We start from the raw sequence: 19603 nt of genomic DNA, 5'->3' as shown, positions 1-19603 counted from the left end.
TCAGCGACACCTCACAACCTCAGACGAGGAACGCGATGAACTTACCCAGAGCAATGGTCCGTACGCTGATCACGACCGTCGGCGCGGCAGCACTCGCCGCGCTGGCCTTCACGGGCGGTTCCGCGCACGGCAACGGCGACACCGCCGTGACGACCGCGGCAGGCGAAGGCCCGGGTTACGCCGTCGAGGACTTCGGCTACCCGAACGCCGACAAGATCCTCGCCGAGCAGCACATCACCCTCAAGCGCGGCGACGGACACATCCTCCTCGCCGACTGCTCGACCGGCACCGACCTGATGGAGATCTGGTCCCGTGCCAACAGCAAGATCTGCTTCCGCGTCACCGGCAACAGCGGGTACCTCACGCTGGAGATACCTTCGGTCTTCGCGGTCAAGGGCAACGCCTACAGCTCCGAGGTCGACATGGCCGTCGGAACCGAGGAGAAGACCTTCACGGTGAACAAGAACTCCTGGACTCCGGTCGGCGAGAGCGCCGACCCGCAGGGGCGCGAGTTCGTGCTCATGGAGATCAGGGCCACCAAGTGACAACCGCTCGGCCCGCACGCGGGCCGGTGACGCCCGTGGAACACCGACCGGCAGCTCTCCACTCGTGCCGTTCCGTCGAAGGAAGCGACATGCCCGCATCGAGAAGAAGCCCCCTGTCCTCCCGCAGGCCCCGCGCGGCGCGCGTCGCGGGTCTCCTGGCCATGGCCGTGACGTCCCTCGCGGTGGTCCCCGTCGCACCCGCCACCGCGGTCGCGGGCCCCGAAGCGGCCACCGCCACCCACCCCTACGCCGTGAAACTCCACCTCGGTGAAGAGGCCGACGCGCGGGCGTGCACGGGCACGCTCGTCGACCGCTACTGGGTCCTGACCGCCGCCAGCTGCTTCGCCGCCGTCCCCGGCACCCCCGTGCCCGCAGGTGCGCCGGCCCTGAACACCACCGCCACCCTCAGCGACGGCCGCACCATCAAGATCACCGAGATAGCCCCGCGCACCGACCGCGACGCCGCCCTGGTGCGCCTGGCCACACCCGTCGTCGACCTCAGGACGGCGGACCTCGCCGGCACGGTCCCGTCCGTCGGCACGGACCTCACGGCCGTCGGCCACGGCCGCACGAAGACCGAGTGGGTGCCCGACAAGCTCCACACCGGCACCTTCACCGTCGACTCCACCGACGCCACCACCCTGACCCTCACGGGCAAGGGCACGGACGCGATCTGCAAGGGCGACACCGGCGGGCCCCTCCTCAACGGCTCCGGCCGGATCGTCGGCATCAACTCCCGCTCGTGGCAGGGTGGTTGTCTGGGCATTGCGCCCACGGAGACCCGCACCGGGGCGATTTCGGTCCGGACCGACGACTTGGCCGCGTGGCTTGAACAGATCCGCTTCACCACCGCCTCCATCCAGAACGCGCACAGCGGCTACTGCCTCTTCGTCAGCTGGCGCACGCCCGACAACAACGCCCCGGCCCAGCAGGCCGAGTGCGCCCCTCAGTACGCCGACCAGGTGTGGAAGCTGGAGCCCGTCACCGGCGGCCATCTGATCCGCAACACCTTCAACAACCGCTGCCTCGTCGTCTCGTGGCGCACGCCCGAGGCCGGTGCGCCGGTGTACCAGTTCGACTGCCATCCGGAGTACGCGGACCAGGTGTGGAAGCTGGAACCGGTCCCCGGCGGCGGATACCAGATCCGCAACTCGGTCTCCGACAAGTGCATGTACGTCTCGTGGCGCACCCCGGGCTGGGGAGCCCCCGCCGTCCAGGTCGAGTGCGACGCGCGGTACGCCGACCAGGTCTGGACGATCTGACCCGGCACCGCCCGAGGGCGGGCACCCCCGCGGGACGGGAGTGCCCGCCTTGAGCGTGAAGCCTTGCTTCTCGTACGCGGGGCAGCCCATGATCACCGTCATGACCACCGCTCTGATCCTCATCGACCTGATGCCGCGCATCATCGACCTCCCCCTCGCCCCGCACTCCGGTGCCGAAGTACTGGCGCGCGGCCGCGAGTTGGCCGAGTCGTTCCGGACACGGGAACGGCCCGTGGTGATGGTGCGGGTGGAACGCCCGAACGTCGCCGAGCAGCCGCCGGGCAGCGGCTTCGCCGACGGCCTGGTGGACGGTGGCGACCTCGTGGTCGTCAAGCGCACCATCGGCGCCTTCCACGGCACCGACCTGGACGAGCGGTTGCGCGGCCTGGGCGTGGACACCCTGGTGATGGCCGGGCTGGTCACCACGATGGGCGTCGAGTCCACCGCGCGGGCCGCGTCCGACCACGGCTACCGGCTGGAGTTCGTGGCCGACGCGATGTCCGGTCTGGCCGCGGACGAGCACGACTTCGCGGTGGAACGCGTCTTCCCGCGCTTCGGCGAGGTGAGGAACACCGCCTACTACAGGTGACGCGGGCCCGGCCCCCGGCGCAGCAGTGCAAGGGCCGGGCGTGTCCGGGCTGCCTGATCAGCAGTCGCAGCAGTCACAGCAGTCGCCCTTGCTGCCGCCACCGCCTCCGCCTCCGCTCCCACCGCCTCGGCCACCACCACCGCCGCCACCGTTCCACCCGCTCCCTCCACTGCCACCACTGCCGCTGCCACCGCCGCCGTTCCAGCCGCCGCCGCTGCCACCGTGGTCGGAGCCCGAACCGCCCGACGAGGAGACCGGGTCCGACGGCATCTCCGGATCGAAGTCGTTGTCGCACGTGCAGCAGCGACCGCACCTGCGGCAGTTCCGGCACGGGTTGTCCACGTACCGCTCGCAGCCAGGGCACCGCACCGGCTGCCCCTGCGCGTACGGATTGTGGGCCCGGAACGTCCGCTCGATCGCCCGGTCCAACTCGTCCTCCAGCAGCACCCGGACGAGCCTGTCGTCGGTGAACTCCACCTCGCGCAGGGCGAGCCGCACGCCGTGCGCAGCGTCCTCGCAGAGCCGTCGCGCCTCGGCAAGCGTGGTACCGGTGGCGATCAGGGGGTTGTACGCCCCGGCCGCGCGGTCCTTCTCCAGGTCGTCCACCGCGTCGACGAGGTGCGCGACCCGCCCGAAGAGCCGCCCGACCTCGGCCAGCGGCTCGGCGTTCTCCGGCCGTCCGGCCAGCACCGCGGTGTGCGCGCACGCCGCGGCGCTCGCGGTCTCCGTCGGCTCGGTCGCGACGAGCGGGGAACCGCCCAGCACGGTCAGGGCCTCGACCGCGGTCTGCCGCTCCGCCGCTTCCGTGAGCACGGCCGTGTCGAACCCGAGACCGGACCCGACCCGCGCGCCGGCCCGGTCCCAGCCGTTCGCGACTCTGCGCGCCACCGCCGCCACGGGGGCGCGGCGCATCAGTCCGTCACCGTCCGCCGCGTGGTCCTGGACCTTCGCCGACGCCAGGGACAGCGAGACCGCCGCGGCAAGTCTGGCCCCGTCCCCCAGGGCTACCGTCTGCGGACGCATTCGCCGCAGCGGGCACGGTCCGGCGGTCCGCCGCCCCGGTTCACCGCCGCGCGCCTGCGCCTCGACCAGGACGGAGAGGATGAGTCCGTCGTACGTCGTCGCGGCCCGCGCCGCCTGCCCCCGTACGTCGCGCAGCGTGAGACAGAGCCCGCACAGGTGCGCGCGCCAGGCGTCCCGCAACTCCCCTTCGAGCCGATGACGGCACGGCCGAATGATCCCGAACATCAGTGCAACTCCCCCGCGAGATTCGAACGAGGAGAATCATGCCGTGGCTCGTCCCCTCGAAGCCACTCCGACCTGTTCGGTTCCCCCGCGAGCGGACTACCAGCGGGGTCAGCGGGCGGCGCCCGGGGCGCGTCGGAAGCGGGTACGGGTGAAGCGCCCGTCTTCGAAATCGAGGCGGACGCAGTCCAGGTGGCCGAACGGTGTGCCCCGCGACGCGTGGTCCGCGTCGGGCAGACAGCCCACCAGGGCCGGTTCGACGGATCCGCCGTGCGTCACGACGAGAGCGCCGCCTCCTTCCGGAACGGCCCGTGCCGCATCGGTCCAGATCTTCCGGTGCACCGCCGCCGTATCGTCTCCCGCCCGCTGGGTATCAACAGCGGAGAGGCTGTTGGCGGTGGCATGCGGGGAGGGCATCGTGGCGACTGCGATCATCGCGGTGCTGGGCACTCTGCTCGGTGCCGTGACGGCGGGCGCGATGCAGCACCTCATCACGCTCTCGGCCCGCCGCGACCGTGACCGGCAGGCCCTCTCCGCCGCCGTCGCCGACCTGCTCGGCGCCGCGACCGATCACCGCCGCCACCAGTACCTGAAGTACGCCGTCCGCAGGCCGGGCGAGCCTGCTGAGACCTTCGACATGAGGGCGGCGCGGTGGGAGGCGAAGTCGACGATGGACAAGGCCATGACGGCCTTGGTGCTGGCCACCGACGATCCGGGGCTCCTCCGCCTGGCAGCCGATCTGGTGGCCGCTTCGTGCGAGGTGGGCGAGCCCGCGTACGACGATCGTCCCGCCATCGCCGACGCGTCGGACCGGACGCACCAGGCGCACACCGCCTTCGAGACGGCCGCCGCCCGGCACCTGCGGCGCTCCTTGCGCTGACCGGCCGGACCACGGCCCTGCCGCACGTCATGTCGCCTCGCCGCACGCGCGCTGCCGCGCGAGGTGTCTCCCTTTTCCAGATCTGCGTCTGACCCCTCCGCCACGAAAGATTGCGGAACCATTTCCGTCAGATTCAACCACGCCTAGACTTAATGCGATCAATTCCGCCACTCCAGGGAAGTAGGCGGAAGAACATGTTAGTTGACTTTGCCGCCGCGGTATTCTTCCCGCCACGGAACCCTCGAAATGCGCATCGCACACCGACCTGCGCATGTGACTACGGGGACGCAGGGGGCGAGAAATGTTAGCCAGACGTTTCCTCTTCAGTGGAATATCCGGCTTCTTGGTCCTTTCCGTGGCAACCGGTTGCGGTGGTCCGCAGAAATCCGATTCGAGCGCCTCGGGCAGTGATGACGTTCCCCTCCCCTCGCGATCGGTGGCAACCAGCCCCGTAGAGACGGATCCCACGGAGCCGGAATCCCCGGCGATCGAGCCACCGGAGCCGGAACCTGAGCCGGAGCCGGAACCTGAGCCGTCGGAGGCATGGCCACCGGCTCCCCCGCAGGTGGTGGGAGAGTGGTGCGGCGGCAGTGACGCGGCACCCGAAGGGCACTGGACCTACGTCTTCTCCCGCGACGGGCAGTTCGCCAGGCACAACGCGCGGCGCGGAGGAAATGTCGGCCATGCGCTCTTCAGCGCCTCACAGATGGCGCTCTACGTCGACGGTCGACAGCTGATCGCTTATCCCTGGTCGACGACCAAGGACCCGGTTCTGGGAGACCTGCTCTTCATCGACGGGTTCAGCTACCTGCGGGGAAGTTGCTCCTGACCCCGCCCCGAATTCCTTTCGGCATCGGTCCTCACGCGAAAGCAGGCTGAGATGGCCCTGGGACCTCCCGTGCGGTCACGGGCACGAACAGCGAAATCGCTCGTGCTCCCGGCCGTGTTGCTGCTCGCGTTCGCGACTTCCTGCTCGCCCGACACGCAGTCGCAGCACCATGAAGACGACACGCGAACCACCGACACCCCCACCCCGACCGCATCAGATCCCTGCGCGTCCGCCCCGCAGCCCCAACCCCAACTCCAGTCCGACAACAGGACATCGCCCGCCGCCTATCACCCCTCATCGGCGTCGGCCCCGAAGCGGAATCCCCTCCCGGATTCTCTCGTCGGGATCTGGGAGAGCGCACAGCCGCGTTCCAACACCACGCTCGTGTACCGGTTCACCGCGGACGGCAGGTACAAGTACGTCGGCCTGCTCTCGTACTGCATGGGACCGGGAAGGATGTACGAACTCACCCAGACGATTCAGGGCACCGTGCAGGCCGGAGGGAACCGGATCACGCTGCGTCCCACCACCGATACGATCACCAGAAAGAACCCGGAGAATCCCCAGCGCGACTACCAGAACCGTCCCGGGCCCCGGACGGTACAGAGCTTCGACTGGCAGTCCGGGGAACGGACCCTGACGCTCGTCGACACCAAAGGCCTCCGGTTCGTCTTCCGACGGGTGTCGGCATGACGAGCCCTGCGCCCGATCCCCCGGTGCCCCCTTCGCCCCCGGATCCCCCAGATCCGCCAGTTCCCCCGGGTCCCCCAGCTCCCCCAGATCCGCCGGACCCCCCGCCCCCGCCCCGCCCGCGCTTCAGTGTCCGCACACGCATCCAGATCGGGCTCATCGGCGCTGTCGTCCTGGCGACGCTCCTGGCGACCTGGCTGTTCAAGAACGCCGGTGACGCCTACCAGGACGCGGTCGCCCAGGAGATCAAGCTCCAGGCCGCCCTGCAGGAGGACGTCCGGTACGTCTATGCCGACGAGGCCCAGCCGGCTTTCCGGGTGGCGGCCGCTTCGGCGCGCGCCGAAGCCCTCGAAGGACTCAAGGGCAAGGGCCGTCTCGCCGCGTCCGAGCACTACCTGGCCGAGCAGACGGAGTTCGCCCTGCGCAGCGCAGCGCGCCCCGGCAGCGTCGTCGGCAGCAACCGGTACCTGACGGGCAAGCAGGGATACGACCTTCCCCGCCGTCTCGCCGATCAGCAGGCACTCCACCCTGGCCTCTACCGCCTCGACCCCGACGCCACCGTGCGGGAGGGCGACAGGTGGAACGGCTGGGGTCGGGGGACCGCGGCCGCGGCCGGCGCCGCGGTGCTCGCGGCCGTCGTGGCCGCCAGCGTCCTGAGGCCCGTACCCTGGCGCCGCCCGCCCCCCGTCCCTCCTGCCCGGCCCATCCTCAGGGGCGTCGACCCCATCCCGCAGCCCGCCACCGCGCTACCTGCCCGCCGACGCGCCGTGCAGGTCCATCTGCTCACCGCCGCCCTGTTGTTCCTGCTGCCGCTCGGGCAACTGGTCGCCACGGTGAGCGAGCAGAGGTCCCAGGCGGAGGCGGCGCGGCATGCGGTCCGGCTCACGGCCGGCATCGCGGTCAGCGGCCAACGAGAGGCCTTCCTCGCCGAAGCGCTCGCCGCCGCCCACGTCGCCGAAATCGAGGCCCTCGCCCGTGAGGCCGCGGTCCTCTACCTCGAAGACTCCGCAGCGACCAGGCACGAACGGTCCGTCGCGACGGCCGAGACGCTGCTGGCAGGGCGGCTGCGTCAGACGGCCGAGTTCATGGGACGGGCACCCGGAGTCGTTGACGGCGTGACCCGCGGAACGGTCACCGCCATCGGGGCGAGGCCCGAGGACTGGCCCGCCATGCGCCGGGAGCAGGGCCGGCAGAAGGAACTCGCGGACGCTGCCGGGAGTCGCGCACTGTATCTGGCGGCCGCCACGGCCCTCGCCGTCGTGGCGGAGGTGCTTGCCGCTGCCTTCCTCGAAGCCAGGAGGCTGTCGTGGATGAAGTGGCCGGTGGGATTCGCGGCCCTGTCCCTCGCGATCACAGCCGTGACCCTCGTCCGGTGAGGGGGCACATCGGTGTGCGGCACGGTGACGGCACACCGGTGTGCGGCACGGCGACGCGACCCGGCTCCCGGCCACGCCAGAGGGCACGTGTCACAACTCGATCGCCCGATAGGCCAAGGCCCGGTCGACCACCTCGTCAGCGGAGAGCCCTCGGCCCGGTGACCAGAAGATCAGGTCGCTCACGCGGCCGGACGGACACGACAGCGCCCTGTCGAGCCTGTCCAGCCACGCGCCCACCTCGTCCTCGGATTCATAGTCCACGTCCATGATCCGCTGCACGAGCGCGACCGCTTCAGTCCGGCTCATCTCCACGGCACCCATCACCCCGTCCCCGCGCGCCAGCCTAGACGAGCGGCGCGACCGGCCGGACAGGTCCTGGCCGTAACCGCACACCGGCCGAGAACCGCCCGGGAGCGGGAGACGGCGGTCAGGAAATGGAGCGGTGGAGGCTGGTGGAGACCTCGTAGGAGCCCGGGTCGCCGTCCGACCGGCGGACACCGACTCCGCCCCTGACCGCGGTGCGCCCGCCGGAGCACCGGCTCGGTGTCCTGGCCGCCGAAACGGCCCCGTCCCGCATGGCCGATCCCGCTCAACGCCCCGTCCACCGGGTGCGGTTGTGGCCCGCCCTCGTCGTCCGCTCGTCCTGCGGCGGAGCCGGACGAGCCCGCCCGCCGCAGGACGGCGCCGGTGCCCCGACGCGGTGGCGGGGCGCCGGGGCAGCGCCTAGGGATCCTGCGGACTGCCGTTGGCGGCGAGGCGGGCGCTCATGTCGGCATGGGCGGGCCTGGCCTGCTGGTTGGCCCGGTCGTGTTCGAGCCGCAGGTACTCGTAGAGCGCTCGCACGCACAGGTCGCGGCTGGCGTACGAGACGTCCGGGGCCAGCTCCAGGTCGCTGGTGACCTCCATGAGTTCGCCCGCGGCCGTGGTGTACACGGGGTGCCAGTGGAACGTGATCGCCGGATTGAGCTTCTGGAGCAGGCGGAGCTGCGGGATCTCCTGCACGACGAGGACGCTCTCGGGGTCGTACGCGCGCAGGAAGATGTGCACGGGCCCGGTGGCCCGGCTCACGAACGCCTTGGAGACGACGCTCCACATGGGGAGCTTCAGGGACCAGTCCGGTGAGATCTCCAGCTTGTCGAGGATGTGGCCGAACGGGGTCGACTCCAGCGGTGTGTGCCCCTTGGCGCGCGCGTAGTCGCTGACGGCGGCGCCGCCCGACCACAGGGCCAACGTGGGCGTGTCGATCCCAAGGCCGTCGCCGACCAGCTTCACCAGGTCCTGGAACCAGGTGTTCGACGCCATGTGGTCGCGCTGCTCCTGGACTCCGGACAGCTTCGCGGCCTCGGTGTTCAACTGCCCCTGGTCGGCGAGGCCGCCGAGCACGAGCTGCCAGGCGACCTCCGTGAGGTCGTCCGGGAAGCCCGCCCGGAACATCTCCTCGCGGAACGTGCCCCACTCGCCGTGCGCGGTCGGCGCGAGGGCGTGCCGGCGCTCCTCGCTCAGGGGCGCGGCATCGCCCTCCGGTGCCGGTTGCCGCTGCACCCAGCGGGTCGTGGCCGCGTTCCCCGCGGTCCCCTGCAGAAAGGCCAACCCGCTGTCCGTCACCCGTCGCCGCGGTGCCGTCGCCGGTGTCGACGGCACCGGGGCCGTCTTCTTGTCACGCACGCTCTCCAGCCCTTCTGGTGGATCCCCCCGTGCGGAACAGAAACTACTCGGTGCGGGCCGGTGCGGACGACATGTCAGCGGGCCCTGGCAGCATCACGGCCATGACCGACATCGATCACCTCGTGCAGCGCGTCGCCGACCGGGCCGCGGCGGACAACGACGGCCTCCCCCGGCCTGTCGACGACGCCCGGATCCAGGAGGCCGAGCGGCGCCTGGGCATCGCCCTGCACCCCCTGCTCGCACGCCTGTACCGCGAGGTCGCCGACGGCGGCTTCGGCCCCGACTACCGACTGCTGCCGCTGCTGGGCCCGGGTCCGAGCGTCGTCGGCGAGTACCTGACCCGGCGCGAGGCGTCGGCCGGAGCGGAGCACCCGGAGTGGCCCGCGGGTGTCGTACCGATCCTGACCTGGGGCTGCGCCATGTACGCGGGCGTCGATTGCCTCAGTGCGGACGGTCAGGTCCTGCTCTTCGAGCCGAACCCGTACAGCGGCGGCTCCTGGGAGCGGTGCTGGTTTCTCGACTCCGCCAGCCTCGCGGCGTGGCTGGAGACGTGGCTCGCGGGGACGGGCTGGTTCGAGGAAGACGCCGCCGACAGGGACGACCTCGTCGAGCCCCGGCCGTGGGAGCAGGCCGCGAACCGGCTGTCGTCCGGCGCCTAGCGGGCCGGACCGGGGTGCCGTACCCGGACCGCCTCATGCGCCAACCGTGCCGTACAGGCCACTCGGCTTGATTTAATCGTACGGATATTCGAATATCGAGATGTGCGTGCAAGACCGGTGGCGAGTGAGCGAGCGGGTGGCGGTGCCGGTGACCCGGCCGCCTCCCCGCTCTGCGCCCTGCTGCCCGGCGGCCGGATCCGCCCCGGAACCGCGGTGAGCACCGGCGGCGACATGCCCCTGCTGCTGGCGCTCGCCGCCGAAGCCTCCGCCGGCACCGCCGGCTGGGCCGCGGTCGGGCTGCCGCACCTGGGCGCACTGGCCGCCGAGAGCGCCGGCCTGGACCTGCGCGGCGGCCTGCGCGTCGACCGCCCCGGCCGCCACGTGGTCCAGGTCCTGGCCACCCTGATCGAGGCGGCCCCGGTGGTGCTGGCCGGGCCCTTGGACCGGGTATCGGACCGCGCCGCGCGCCGCCTGACCGCCGCCCTGCGGCGCAGCGGATCGATCCTGCTGTCCAGCGGACCGCTCCCGGGCGCGGAGATCCGCATGCGAGTGGTGTCGGCCTCCTGGGAAGGGGTCGGCGAGGGCCACGGGCTGCTGCACGGCCGACGAGTACGGATAGCGGCGACGGGCCGCGGCGCGGCAGCCGCCCCGAGGTACGCCGAGATGTGGCTGCCCGGTCCCAGCGGCGCCGCCGCGCCGGTACGGGACGCGGTCGACGCGGCCCCGGACGGTGTTCCCGCTCCGACGGGGCTCCGGCCCGAGCTGCGCGCGGCGGGGTGAGCGGCGATGGGACGCGTCCTGGTCGCCTGGGTTCCCGACTTCCCCGTCATCGCCGTCGTCGCCGACGGGGTGCCGCCCGACGAGCCGGTGGCGGTCGTGCACCGCGACGCGGTGGTGGCGTGCTCCCCCGCCGCCCGGCGGGCGGGGGTGCGGCGCCGGACTCGGGTGCGCGTGGCCCTGTCCCGCTGTCCGGTGCTGCGGCTGATCGAGCGGGACCTCGCCGTGGAGATGCGGGTGTTCGAGCCCGTCGTACGCCACATCGAGGCCACCGTGCTGCCGAGCCTCGAAGTGATCCGCCCCGGGCTGGTCGCCGTGCCCGCACGCGGCCCCGCCCGCTACTGGGGCGGCGAGCAGGAGCTGGCGGACCGGCTGGTGGCCGCGGTGGCCGAGCTGGGGCACCCGGCCCGTGCGGGCGTCGCCGACACCGTGTTCGCCGCCGCGCTCGCGGCCCGTACCGGACAGCTCGTGGCGCCCGGCACCGACGCCGCCTGGCTGGCCCCCTACCCGGTGGGCGTGCTCGGCGTGCCCCGGCTGACGGAACCGCTGCACCGGCTCGGCATCCGTACCGTCGGCCGGTTCGCGGCCCTGCCCGAGGCGAAGGTCCTCGCCCGGTTCGGCGCCGCGGGACAGGCCGCCCACCACACGGCCCGCGGCCTTCGGTCCCGCCCGCTCGCCGTACGTGCCACGGCCGACGAGCACGTCGTCTCCCGCGTGTTCGAACCCGCCGAGACCCGTGTGGAACCGGCCGCCTTCGCGGCCAAGGCACTCGCCGACCGGCTGCACGAGCGGCTGGACGCGGCCGGGGCGGTGTGCGCCCGGGTCGAGGCCTCGCTCGAACTGTCGGACGGCCGGACCCTGTCGCGGGTCTTCCGGCACGAGGGGCGCCTGTCGGCCCCGGCGCTCGCCGAGCGGGTCCGTGGTGTCCTGCGGGCCTGGCAGGAGAGCGGCGCGCCGGAGCGGGGCGGGGAGCACGGGATGGTCCGCCTGACGCTGCGGCCCGAGCGGCTCGGTGCGGCGACCGGCCGCCAAGAGGCGCTGTTCGGCGAGCGGCACACTCCGGAAGGACTCGAACGTGCCGCTGCCCGGGTACAGGCGCTGCTCGGCCACCGGGCGGTGGTGCGGATGGAGCCGGGCGGCGGCCGCGGCCCGGCCGAGCGGATACGGCTCGTTCCCTTCGGCGACCTCGACACCGGTCGCCGCGCGGGTGGCGGACCGTGGCCCGGACGGCTGCCCGCTCCGCACCCCGCCAGCACCTTCGGCTCCCGGCGGCCTGCCCGGCTGACCTCCGCCGACGGATCGCCGGTGGCCCTGTCCGCGCGGATGGCTCTGTCCGCGCCCCCGGCCGCCGTCGCCGTCGAGGGTCACGGACGGCTGGCGGTCGCCGGATGGGCCGGGCCCTGGCCCGTGCTCGAACAGTGGTGGGAGCCGGGGCGGGCGCGGCGGATCGCCCGGCTCCAGATCACCGCCACGGACGCCAGCGCCTGGCTGCTGGTCGTCGAGCACGGCCGCTGGTGGGCGGAGGCCCACTATGGGTGAGGCGAAGGTCCTGCGGCTCCCCGTCCCCGGTCCAGGGGCGGAAGAGGGCGGCGGCGCGGACGGCGAAGAGGGCTGGGCCGAACTCCACGTCCACTCGGCCTTCTCCTTCCTCCAGGGCGCTTCGGACCCGGCCGAACTGGTCGCGGAGGCCGTCCGGCTGGGCGTCTCCGTACTGGCCGTCACCGACCGGGACGGGCTGTACGCCGCCCGCCGCCTGGCCGAGGCGGCGAAACCGGCGGGCATCGGCACCGTGTACGGCGCGGAACTCAGCCTGGAACAGCACCAGTTGGGCACGCCCGTCGTGCTCGCCCGCGATCTGGAGGGCTTCCGCCGCCTCTCGGCGGCGATCAGCGCGGCCCAGCTCGCCGGCACCAAGAACGCCCCCGACTACGACCCGGCCGCGCTGGCGCGGGCCGCGGGCGGCGGGCACTGGGCGGTCCTGCCCGGCTGCGCCCGGCCCGAACAGGAGCGCGGGGACGTGACCGCCGTCGCCCGGCGGCTGGGCCGCCTGACCGAGGTGTTCGGCACCTCCAGCGTGTACGGCGAGCTGGTCGACCACCACCTGCCCGAGGACGGCGTCGCCAACGACGCCATGTACGTGGCCGCCCGCAGGACCGGCTGCCCGGTGGTCGCCACCGGCGCCGTGCACTACGCCGCCCCGCGCCGGGCCCGCCTGGCCCAGACGCTCGCCGCCCTGCGCCGCCGCGAGGACCTCGCCGGCGCCGCGGGCCATCTGATGCCCGCGCCGACCGCGCACCTGCGCAGCCGTACCGAGATGGAGCAGGCCCTGGCGCGCTACCCCGGCGCGCTGGAGACCACCCTCGAACTCGGCCGCGCCTCGGTGGTCGACCTCGACGACCTGCGCCCCGAGCTGCCGGGCTTCCCGACCCCGGACGGGTTCACCGAGGACTCCTGGCTGCGCCACCTGGCCGCCCGCGCCTGCGCGGAGCGCTACGGCGACCGCGGCCGGCCCGGAGCGGCCGCGGCGTGGCAACAGCTCGACCGCGAGCTCACGGTGATCGGCCGCCTGGACATGGCCGGCTACTTCCTCATCGTGCACGACATCGTCAGGTTCGCCGCCGACCGCGGCATCTGGTGCCAGGGCCGAGGGTCCGCCGCGAGCTCGGTGGTCTGCTACGTCCTGGGCATCACCGCGGTCGACGCCCTCAAGCACGGCGGGCTGCTCTTCGAACGGTTCCTGTCCCTGGAGAAGGCGGGCCCGCCGGACATCGACATCGACATCGAGAGCGGGCGGCGCGAAGAGGTCATCCAGTACCTCTACCAGCGCTACGGCCGTACGCACGCCGCCCAGGTCGCCAACGTGGTCACCATGCGGCCGCGGCTCGCCGTCACCGAGGCCGCCCGCGCGCTCGGCTACCCCCGGGCACGGATCCGCGAGATGACCCGCCACATCCGCCACGCCCCGCCAGGACCCGACGCGGACCTCCCCGCCGACGTCCGCGAACTCGCCTCCCAGCTCCACCGGTTGCCCCGCCACCTGGGCGTGCACTCCGGCGGCATGGTCCTCACCCGCCGGCCCGTCGGCGAGATCATGCCCACCGAGTGGGCCAGCACGCCGGGCCGCTCCGTCCTCCAGGGCGACAAGGACGACGTCGCCGCGGCCGGCCTCGTCAAGATCGACCTGCTCGGGCTCGGCATGCTCTCCGCCCTGCACACCGCCTGCGACCTGATCGCCGAACACCACGGCGTCCGCCTCGACATGGCGTCCGTCCCGGCCGACGACCCGGACGTCTACCGCATGATCGCCCGGGGCGACACCATCGGCGTGTTCCAGGTCGAGTCACGCGCGCAGATCTCCACCCTCCCCCAGCTCAGGCCCACGACCTTCGCCGACCTCGCCGTCGCCGCCTCCATCATCAGGCCGGGACCGATCCAGGCCGGTTCCAAGCACCCCCTGCTGCGCCGCCGCCGCGGGGAAGAGCCGGTCACCTACCCGCACCCGCTCGCCGAACGCGCCCTGAAGGCGACCCTGGGCGTGGCTCTGTGGCAGGAGCAGGCCATGGCGCTGGCGATCGACTGCGCGGGCTTCTCCCCCGGGGAGGCCGACCGGCTGCGCAAGGCGATGGCCGCCAAACACGCCCCGCGTGAGGTCGCCGAACTGCGCGGCCGGCTCCTGGACGGCATGGCCCGCAACGGCATCGGGCCCGCGGCCGCCGAAGAGATCACCGGCATGATCGAGGCGTTCTCCGACTACGGGTTCCCGCAGTCCCACGCCCAGTCGATGGCCGGGATCATCTACACCAGCGCCTGGCTCAAGTACCACTACCCGGCCGCCCTGACCGCCGGAATCATGGCCCACCTGCCCATGGGCTTCTACGACGCCCAGACCCTGATCCAGGACGCCGCCCGCCACGGCGTCGCCGTGCGCGGCGTCGACGTCCACGCCTCCCGCGCCCACGCCACGCTCGAACCCGGTCCCGCCCCCGGCGCACACCCCGCGATCCGGCGCGGGCTGACCAGCGTGAAGGGGCTGGGCGACGAAGCCGCCCGCGCCGTCGTCGCCGCCCGCGCCGAACGGCCCTTCACCGACCTGGAGGACGTCGCCCGCCGCACCCGGCTGCCCGCCCGCCTCCTGGAACGGCTCGCCGCGGCCGGTGCGTTCGACGCGTTCGGCGACCACCGGCGCGCCGCGCTGTGGACGGCCGGGGCCTTCCCCCGGGCCCACCAGCCCACCCTGCCGGGGCTCGGCGCCCCGGCGCCCGCCCCCGACCTGCCCGGGATGAGCCCCGCGGAGACCACCGCCGCGGAGCTGACCGCCACCGGGGCCAGCACCACCGCCCACCCCGTCCAGCACCTCCGCGGCCTCCTCGCACGCCGCGGCGCCCTCAGCGCGGCACACGTGCGCGGCCTGCCCGGCCTGACCCGCGTCCGGCTGGGCGGCCTCGCCAAATACCTCCAGCGCCCGCCGACCGCCAACGGCATGTGCTTCGGGGTCCTCGAAGACGAGACCGGCATGGTCAACCTCGTGTTCACACCACCGGTGTGGGAAGACTGCCACCGCGTGCTGACCGAGGCCCCCGCCGTCCTGCTGGACGGGCGCACCGAACGGTCGCAGGGCTCCTTCAACGTCGTCGTCCACCGGGTCGAGCCGGTCACCGGTCCCGCCTGGCGCCCTCCCCTTCGCGCGCGGTCCGTGCTGGACTGTCCCGACACAGTCCGTGCACGACAAGGAGGTGGTCGCGGTGCCTCTTGAGGGCGAGTACGAGCCGAGTCCGGCGCAGTGGATACGCGAGCAGGTCGAGCTGTACGAGAGTTCGGGCGGCACCCGGGGCACCACGCTCTGGGACACGGGCCTGCCGGTCGTCATCGTGACGATGCGCGGCGCGAAGAGCGGCAGGATCCGCAAGGTTCCGCTGATGCGCGTGGAGCACGGGGGGCGGTACGCGGCGGTGGCCTCGAAGGGCGGCTTCCCGCACCATCCGGTCTGGTACTTCAACCTCAAGGCCGAGCCCCACGTGGAGCTCCAGGACGGCCCCGGCCGCCGGGAGATGACGGCCCGCGAGGTCACCGGGGAGGAGCGGGCCCGGTGGTGGCGGCGTGCGGTCGCCGCGTATCCGGCGTACGCCGAGTACCAGGAGAAGACCGACCGGGTGATCCCCGTCTTCGTACTCGAACCCGTGCGTCCCGACGGGCCCGCGCGGGCGTCCTAGCCGGCGCCGGGGAGGAGCGGTTTTTCGATACGCGCACGACATGCGCCGCCCCGTAGTCTTCACCCGTGCGCGGCCCGGCACCGGACGATGGGGGATGACCGTGAACAGGCGGCCCGGCATGAGCGTTCGTCTCAAACTCACCCTCAGCTATGCCGGGTTCCTCATGCTCGCGGGGGTGCTGCTGCTCGTCGCCGTGGGTGTGTTCCTCTTCCAGCAGGGATGGCTGCAGACCAACGAATCGGGGGCGGTGAGGGTCACTCCCGGCACCCTCTTCGTGCGCGGTTTCGCCCCCACGGCGGCCGCGGTCATGGGGTTCCTCCTGCTGTTCGGCCTCCTCGGGGGCTGGGTGCTCGCCGGGCGCATGCTCGCCCCCTTGGACCGCGTCACGCACGCCACCCGCACCGCCGCGGCCGGATCGCTCTCCCACCGGATCCGGCTGCCGGGCCGGGGCGACGAGTTCCGCGAACTCGCCGACGCCTTCGACACGATGCTCGCGCGGCTCGAAGCGCACGTCGCGCAGCAGCGGAGGTTCGCCGCCAATGCCTCGCACGAACTGCGCACCCCGCTGGCGATCTCGAAGGCCCTGCTCGACGTGGCGCACGCGGACCCCGGCCACGACACCGGCGAACTCGTCGACCGGCTGCGCACCGTCAACACCCGGGCGATCGACCTCACCGAGGCGCTGCTCCTCCTCAGCCGCGCCGACCAGCGGTCCTTCACCCGAGAACCCGTCGACCTGTCCCTCGTCGCCGAGGAAGCGGCCGAAACGCTCTACCCGCTGGCGGAGAAGCACGGCGTCGCCCTCAGGACCACCGGCGACATCGTCTCCACGAGCGGTTCGCCCGCGCTGCTGCTGCAACTCGCCACGAACCTCGTGCACAATGCGATCGTCCACAACGTGCCGGAGCGGGGCACCGTCCGGATCCACACCGGCGCACGCCCCGGGGCCGTGACGCTCACCGTCGAGAACACCGGCGAGCTGCTCGCGCCCCGACTCGTCGCGACCCTCACCGAGCCCTTCCAACGCGGCACCGAGCGCATCCACACCGACCAGGCCGGCGTCGGCCTGGGGCTGGCCATCGTCAGGACCATCACCGAGGCGCACGGCGGAACCCTCACGCTCGCCCCGCGCTCCGCCGGCGGTCTCCGCGTCACCGCGGAATTCCCCGCGGCACCGGGAGGGTAGCGGCGCGGCCGACCCGGCCCCCGCTCTCCTTTTACTCACCGAGTCACAGTTCAAAGCCTGTTATTACTCAAACCTTGGCAAGAATCCGCCCTGTCGCCCACGGGTAATAGGATGGCAAAGTTGACGTCACCGGGGTGCTTCTCGCGGCGTCCCGGTTTTCTCCTGACCTGAATTTCCGTGGTGCCGCTCTTCACTGACCCGACCCGACCACACCGCGCCGACACCGCACGCCGGTCCGGCGCAGTAGGCAGGCCAGCATGAAGTCACCGCTCGTCTCCGCGCAGCGGCGGACACGGCCCGGTCCGTACGCATCCGCGTCCGCGTCCTCGCGCACGGCGCGGGCCGCCGCCGCGGGCAGCACACCAAGACCCTCGGCGTGCACCGGGCCGGGCCGCGACGGCCCGCCGCCCCGTTCACGCAGGTCGTCCGGGCGCACCGGTCCCGACTGAGCGTCCGGTACCCCTTTCGCTCCCCGCTGTCGAAGCGGCAGGCGCGGCCCCGCCCTGCCCAAAAGCGCTCCCGTCTCCCCAACGGGCCCCTCGCACCTCCCCGTTCCTTCACGCCGGCAAAGGAACCCCTCGCCCATGCCTTCACCTCCCTCCTCGCTGCGCACCGCCTTCGGCGACCTGCGCGGCCCCGGCGTCCTGCGCCAGGACGTCCTCGCCTCGCTCGTCGTCTTCCTCGTGGCCCTGCCGCTGTGCGTCGGGGTGGCCGTGGCGTCCGGCGTCCCGGCCGAACTCGGTCTGGTCACCGGCATCGTCGGCGGCCTGGTCGTGGGCTGCCTGCCCGGCAGTACGCTGCAGGTCAGCGGCCCCGCGGCCGGGCTGACCGTGCTCGTCTTCGAAGCGGTGCACGCGTTCGGCCTCGGGATGCTCGGCGCGATCGTGCTGCTCACGGGCGTGCTGCAGATCGCGCTCGGCCTGCTGCGCTGCGGACGCTGGTTCCGCGCGATCTCGCTCTCCGTCGTCCAGGGCATGCTGGCCGGCATCGGGCTCGTGCTGGTCTTCGGGCAGCTGTACACGATGGCCGGTCTCCCGCAGCCCCGCTCGGGTCTCGACAAGATCCTCAACACACCGGGGCTGCTCGTCGACGCGCTGCGCAACAGCGGTGCGCTGACGTCCGCCGTCGTCGGCCTCGGCACCGTCGCCGTGCTCGTGCTCTGGCCCCGGCTGCCCGCGCGGGCGCGGCTGGTGCCCGCGCCGCTGGCCGCGGTCGCGCTCGCCACCGGCGCCGTCGCCGCGTTCCGACTGGACGTGGCGAACGTGACGGTGCGGGGACTGTGGGACACGCTCCAGGTCCCGGGGCTGGACGACATGGCGGCGCTGGGCGGGATGGCCGTCATCGGAACGGTGATCGCCTTCACGCTCATCGCCTCCGCCGAAACCCTCTTCAGCGCGGCCGCCGTGGACCGGATGCACAGCGGTCCCCGCACCCACTACGACAAGGAGCTGGTGGCCCAGGGCGTCGGCAACAGCGTGTGCGGGGTGCTCGGCGCGCTGCCCATGACGGCGGTGATCGTGCGCAGTTCGGCGAACGTCCAGGCGGGCGCGCGCACGGCGCTCTCGCGGATCCTGCACGGCGCCTGGCTGCTGCTGTTCACGGCGCTGCTGCCCGCGGCGCTCGGCGTCATCCCCCTCGCCGCCCTGGCGGGCGTCCTGGTGCACGCGGGCTGCAAGCTCATTCCGGTCGGGGAGATCCGCCGGCTCGTGCGCCTGGACCGCGGCGAGGCGGTGGTCCTGGGGGTCACCGCCGTGGCGATCGTGGTGACGAACCTGTTCGAGGGCGTCCTGCTGGGCCTGGCGCTCGCGGTGGCCAAGTCGGCCTGGGACACCTCGCACCTCCAGGTCGACGTGCGCGAACCGGCCGACGGGCGGGTGGTGGTGTCGCTGGCGGGCAACGCCACCTTCCTGCGGCTGCCGCGCATCCTGGAGACGCTGGAGGCCCTGCCGAAGGACCGTCCGATCGAGCTGGACCTCACCGGCGTGCGCCACCTCGACCACGCGTGCCGGTCCACGCTGGCGAACTGGGCGGAACGGCACAACGACGCCGGGACCGAGCCCGTGCTCCTGGTTCCCGGGCCGGGCGGGGGCATGGGCCTCGCGGACCCGGCCCCGGGCGTCGCGGAGCCGGTCCCGGGCGTCATGGCGCGGTCGGGCGCGCGGTCGCCGGGTCCGGTGCTCACGGGTGCCGATCCGGTCACCGGGGGCGGGGAATCCGGGCACGTCGGTCCCGCGGGACGACCCGTCGGAGGGCGTGACTGACCCCAGGAACCCGTACTCCGGAATTCGACTCCGCAGCTGAAGGGCCCGTCGAACAAAAGGCCGCGACGGGTCTCTTCGCCCTGCCCACATTCGAACAAACAGTACGAGTAGCCATTTCGCGCCATTCGACTTGACCATCCATTGACATTCAATTGACCATGTATTTACCTTCGTTTCGCGGCTCGACGAAGATCGATTTCGTTGCCCGGTCCGCATTTCCCCGGTATTCGAGGAGGTCCGTCATGGACAAGCTCATCAAGCAGATGACCCAGGACAGCAACTGGTCGAAGTGGGTGGCCGCCAACTCGGCGCAGGGCGCCAAGGACGGCTGCATCAGCGCCACCCCGAAGGCCGGCTGCATCAGCGTCACCGGCAAGAGCGGCTGTATCTCCTGACCCATGCCAGCCCGCGACGGGGCCGTCGCTTCGG

The 19603-nt window shown here is 72.6% G+C and carries 19 protein-coding genes; 15 read left to right on the top strand and 4 right to left on the bottom strand.

Annotation, left to right across the window (positions count from 1 at the left end):
• Positions 1 to 35: 35 nt before the first annotated feature.
• The 3 genes from ACIBNE_RS05475 (at position 36) to ACIBNE_RS05465 (ending at position 2396) form a co-directional block, all read left to right on the top strand.
• Entirely contained in the window at positions 36 to 545 is a 510-nt protein-coding gene (locus ACIBNE_RS05475; RefSeq protein ID WP_399269776.1) for a hypothetical protein, read from the top strand.
• Between the two features lie 89 nt (positions 546 to 634).
• The gene (locus tag ACIBNE_RS05470; protein ID WP_399269774.1) at positions 635 to 1807 is read left to right on the top strand and encodes a trypsin-like serine protease; all 1173 of its coding nucleotides are present in this window, start codon (positions 635 to 637) and stop codon (positions 1805 to 1807) included.
• A gap of 88 nt (positions 1808 to 1895) precedes the next feature.
• A complete protein-coding gene (locus ACIBNE_RS05465) occupies positions 1896 to 2396 on the top strand; it encodes an isochorismatase family protein (RefSeq protein WP_399270088.1) in 501 nt (166 codons plus the stop codon).
• A 57-nt stretch (positions 2397 to 2453) separates the two neighbouring features.
• On the opposite strand, the gene ACIBNE_RS05460 is transcribed toward ACIBNE_RS05465, so the two are convergent.
• Together ACIBNE_RS05460 and ACIBNE_RS05455 are read right to left on the bottom strand one after the other, a co-directional pair.
• Positions 2454 to 3644 carry a DUF5685 family protein gene (locus tag ACIBNE_RS05460; RefSeq protein ID WP_399269772.1) on the bottom strand — a complete coding sequence of 397 codons (1191 nt, stop codon included), beginning with the start codon at positions 3642 to 3644 and terminating at the stop codon, positions 2454 to 2456.
• A gap of 108 nt (positions 3645 to 3752) precedes the next feature.
• A complete protein-coding gene (locus tag ACIBNE_RS05455; RefSeq protein ID WP_399269770.1) occupies positions 3753 to 3920 on the bottom strand; it encodes a hypothetical protein in 168 nt (55 codons plus the stop codon).
• Between the two features lie 139 nt (positions 3921 to 4059).
• On the opposite strand from ACIBNE_RS05455, the gene ACIBNE_RS05450 reads away from it, so the two are divergent.
• The 4 genes from ACIBNE_RS05450 to ACIBNE_RS05435 all read left to right on the top strand — a co-directional run bounded on the left by ACIBNE_RS05450 (position 4060) and on the right by ACIBNE_RS05435 (position 7416).
• A complete protein-coding gene (locus ACIBNE_RS05450) occupies positions 4060 to 4521 on the top strand; it encodes a hypothetical protein (protein ID WP_399269768.1) in 462 nt (153 codons plus the stop codon).
• A 436-nt stretch (positions 4522 to 4957) separates the two neighbouring features.
• Complete coding sequence (locus tag ACIBNE_RS05445; protein ID WP_399269766.1) at positions 4958 to 5350, top strand: hypothetical protein; 393 nt, start codon at positions 4958 to 4960, stop codon at positions 5348 to 5350.
• Between the two features lie 384 nt (positions 5351 to 5734).
• A complete protein-coding gene (locus ACIBNE_RS05440; protein ID WP_399269764.1) occupies positions 5735 to 6043 on the top strand; it encodes a hypothetical protein in 309 nt (102 codons plus the stop codon).
• Positions 6040 to 7416, top strand: a complete 1377-nt coding sequence (locus ACIBNE_RS05435) for a hypothetical protein (protein ID WP_399269762.1) — start codon at positions 6040 to 6042, stop codon at positions 7414 to 7416. Before ACIBNE_RS05440 ends, ACIBNE_RS05435 begins: the two co-directional genes overlap by 4 nt.
• A gap of 90 nt (positions 7417 to 7506) precedes the next feature.
• Here ACIBNE_RS05435 and ACIBNE_RS05430 read toward each other — a convergent pair whose 3' ends face one another.
• The gene (locus ACIBNE_RS05430) at positions 7507 to 7737 is read right to left on the bottom strand and encodes an e9imm peptide (protein ID WP_399269760.1); all 231 of its coding nucleotides are present in this window, start codon (positions 7735 to 7737) and stop codon (positions 7507 to 7509) included.
• A gap of 402 nt (positions 7738 to 8139) precedes the next feature.
• A complete protein-coding gene (locus ACIBNE_RS05425; RefSeq protein ID WP_399269758.1) occupies positions 8140 to 9006 on the bottom strand; it encodes a hypothetical protein in 867 nt (288 codons plus the stop codon).
• Positions 9007 to 9182: 176 nt separating this feature from the next.
• Between ACIBNE_RS05425 and ACIBNE_RS05420 the strand changes: the two genes are divergently transcribed.
• The 8 genes from ACIBNE_RS05420 to ACIBNE_RS05385 all read left to right on the top strand — a co-directional run bounded on the left by ACIBNE_RS05420 (position 9183) and on the right by ACIBNE_RS05385 (position 19569).
• Complete coding sequence (locus ACIBNE_RS05420) at positions 9183 to 9740, top strand: SMI1/KNR4 family protein (protein ID WP_399269756.1); 558 nt, start codon at positions 9183 to 9185, stop codon at positions 9738 to 9740.
• Between the two features lie 117 nt (positions 9741 to 9857).
• Positions 9858 to 10520, top strand: coding sequence for a hypothetical protein (locus tag ACIBNE_RS05415; RefSeq protein WP_399269754.1), 663 nt, complete (start codon positions 9858 to 9860; stop codon positions 10518 to 10520).
• A 6-nt stretch (positions 10521 to 10526) separates the two neighbouring features.
• The gene (locus tag ACIBNE_RS05410) at positions 10527 to 12056 is read left to right on the top strand and encodes a DNA polymerase Y family protein (protein ID WP_399269752.1); all 1530 of its coding nucleotides are present in this window, start codon (positions 10527 to 10529) and stop codon (positions 12054 to 12056) included.
• Positions 12049 to 15270 (top strand): error-prone DNA polymerase, encoded by a 3222-nt coding sequence (locus ACIBNE_RS05405; RefSeq protein WP_399269750.1) that lies wholly within the window; start codon positions 12049 to 12051, stop codon positions 15268 to 15270. The genes ACIBNE_RS05410 and ACIBNE_RS05405 overlap by 8 nt, the downstream gene beginning before the upstream one ends.
• Entirely contained in the window at positions 15260 to 15727 is a 468-nt protein-coding gene (locus tag ACIBNE_RS05400) for a nitroreductase family deazaflavin-dependent oxidoreductase (protein ID WP_399269748.1), read from the top strand. Before ACIBNE_RS05405 ends, ACIBNE_RS05400 begins: the two co-directional genes overlap by 11 nt.
• Before the next feature lie 118 nt (positions 15728 to 15845).
• Positions 15846 to 16913, top strand: a complete 1068-nt coding sequence (locus ACIBNE_RS05395) for a sensor histidine kinase (protein ID WP_399269746.1) — start codon at positions 15846 to 15848, stop codon at positions 16911 to 16913.
• Between the two features lie 584 nt (positions 16914 to 17497).
• Positions 17498 to 19174, top strand: a complete 1677-nt coding sequence (locus tag ACIBNE_RS05390; protein WP_399269744.1) for a SulP family inorganic anion transporter — start codon at positions 17498 to 17500, stop codon at positions 19172 to 19174.
• Between the two features lie 242 nt (positions 19175 to 19416).
• A complete protein-coding gene (locus ACIBNE_RS05385; protein ID WP_399269742.1) occupies positions 19417 to 19569 on the top strand; it encodes a hypothetical protein in 153 nt (50 codons plus the stop codon).
• Positions 19570 to 19603 lie beyond the last annotated feature (34 nt).

Source organism: Streptomyces sp. NPDC050504, assembly GCF_044458065.1.
GTDB lineage: Bacteria > Actinomycetota > Actinomycetes > Streptomycetales > Streptomycetaceae > Streptomyces.
Note: the sequence above shows the minus strand (reverse complement) of the source record. Positions and strands in the feature narration are given on the sequence as shown.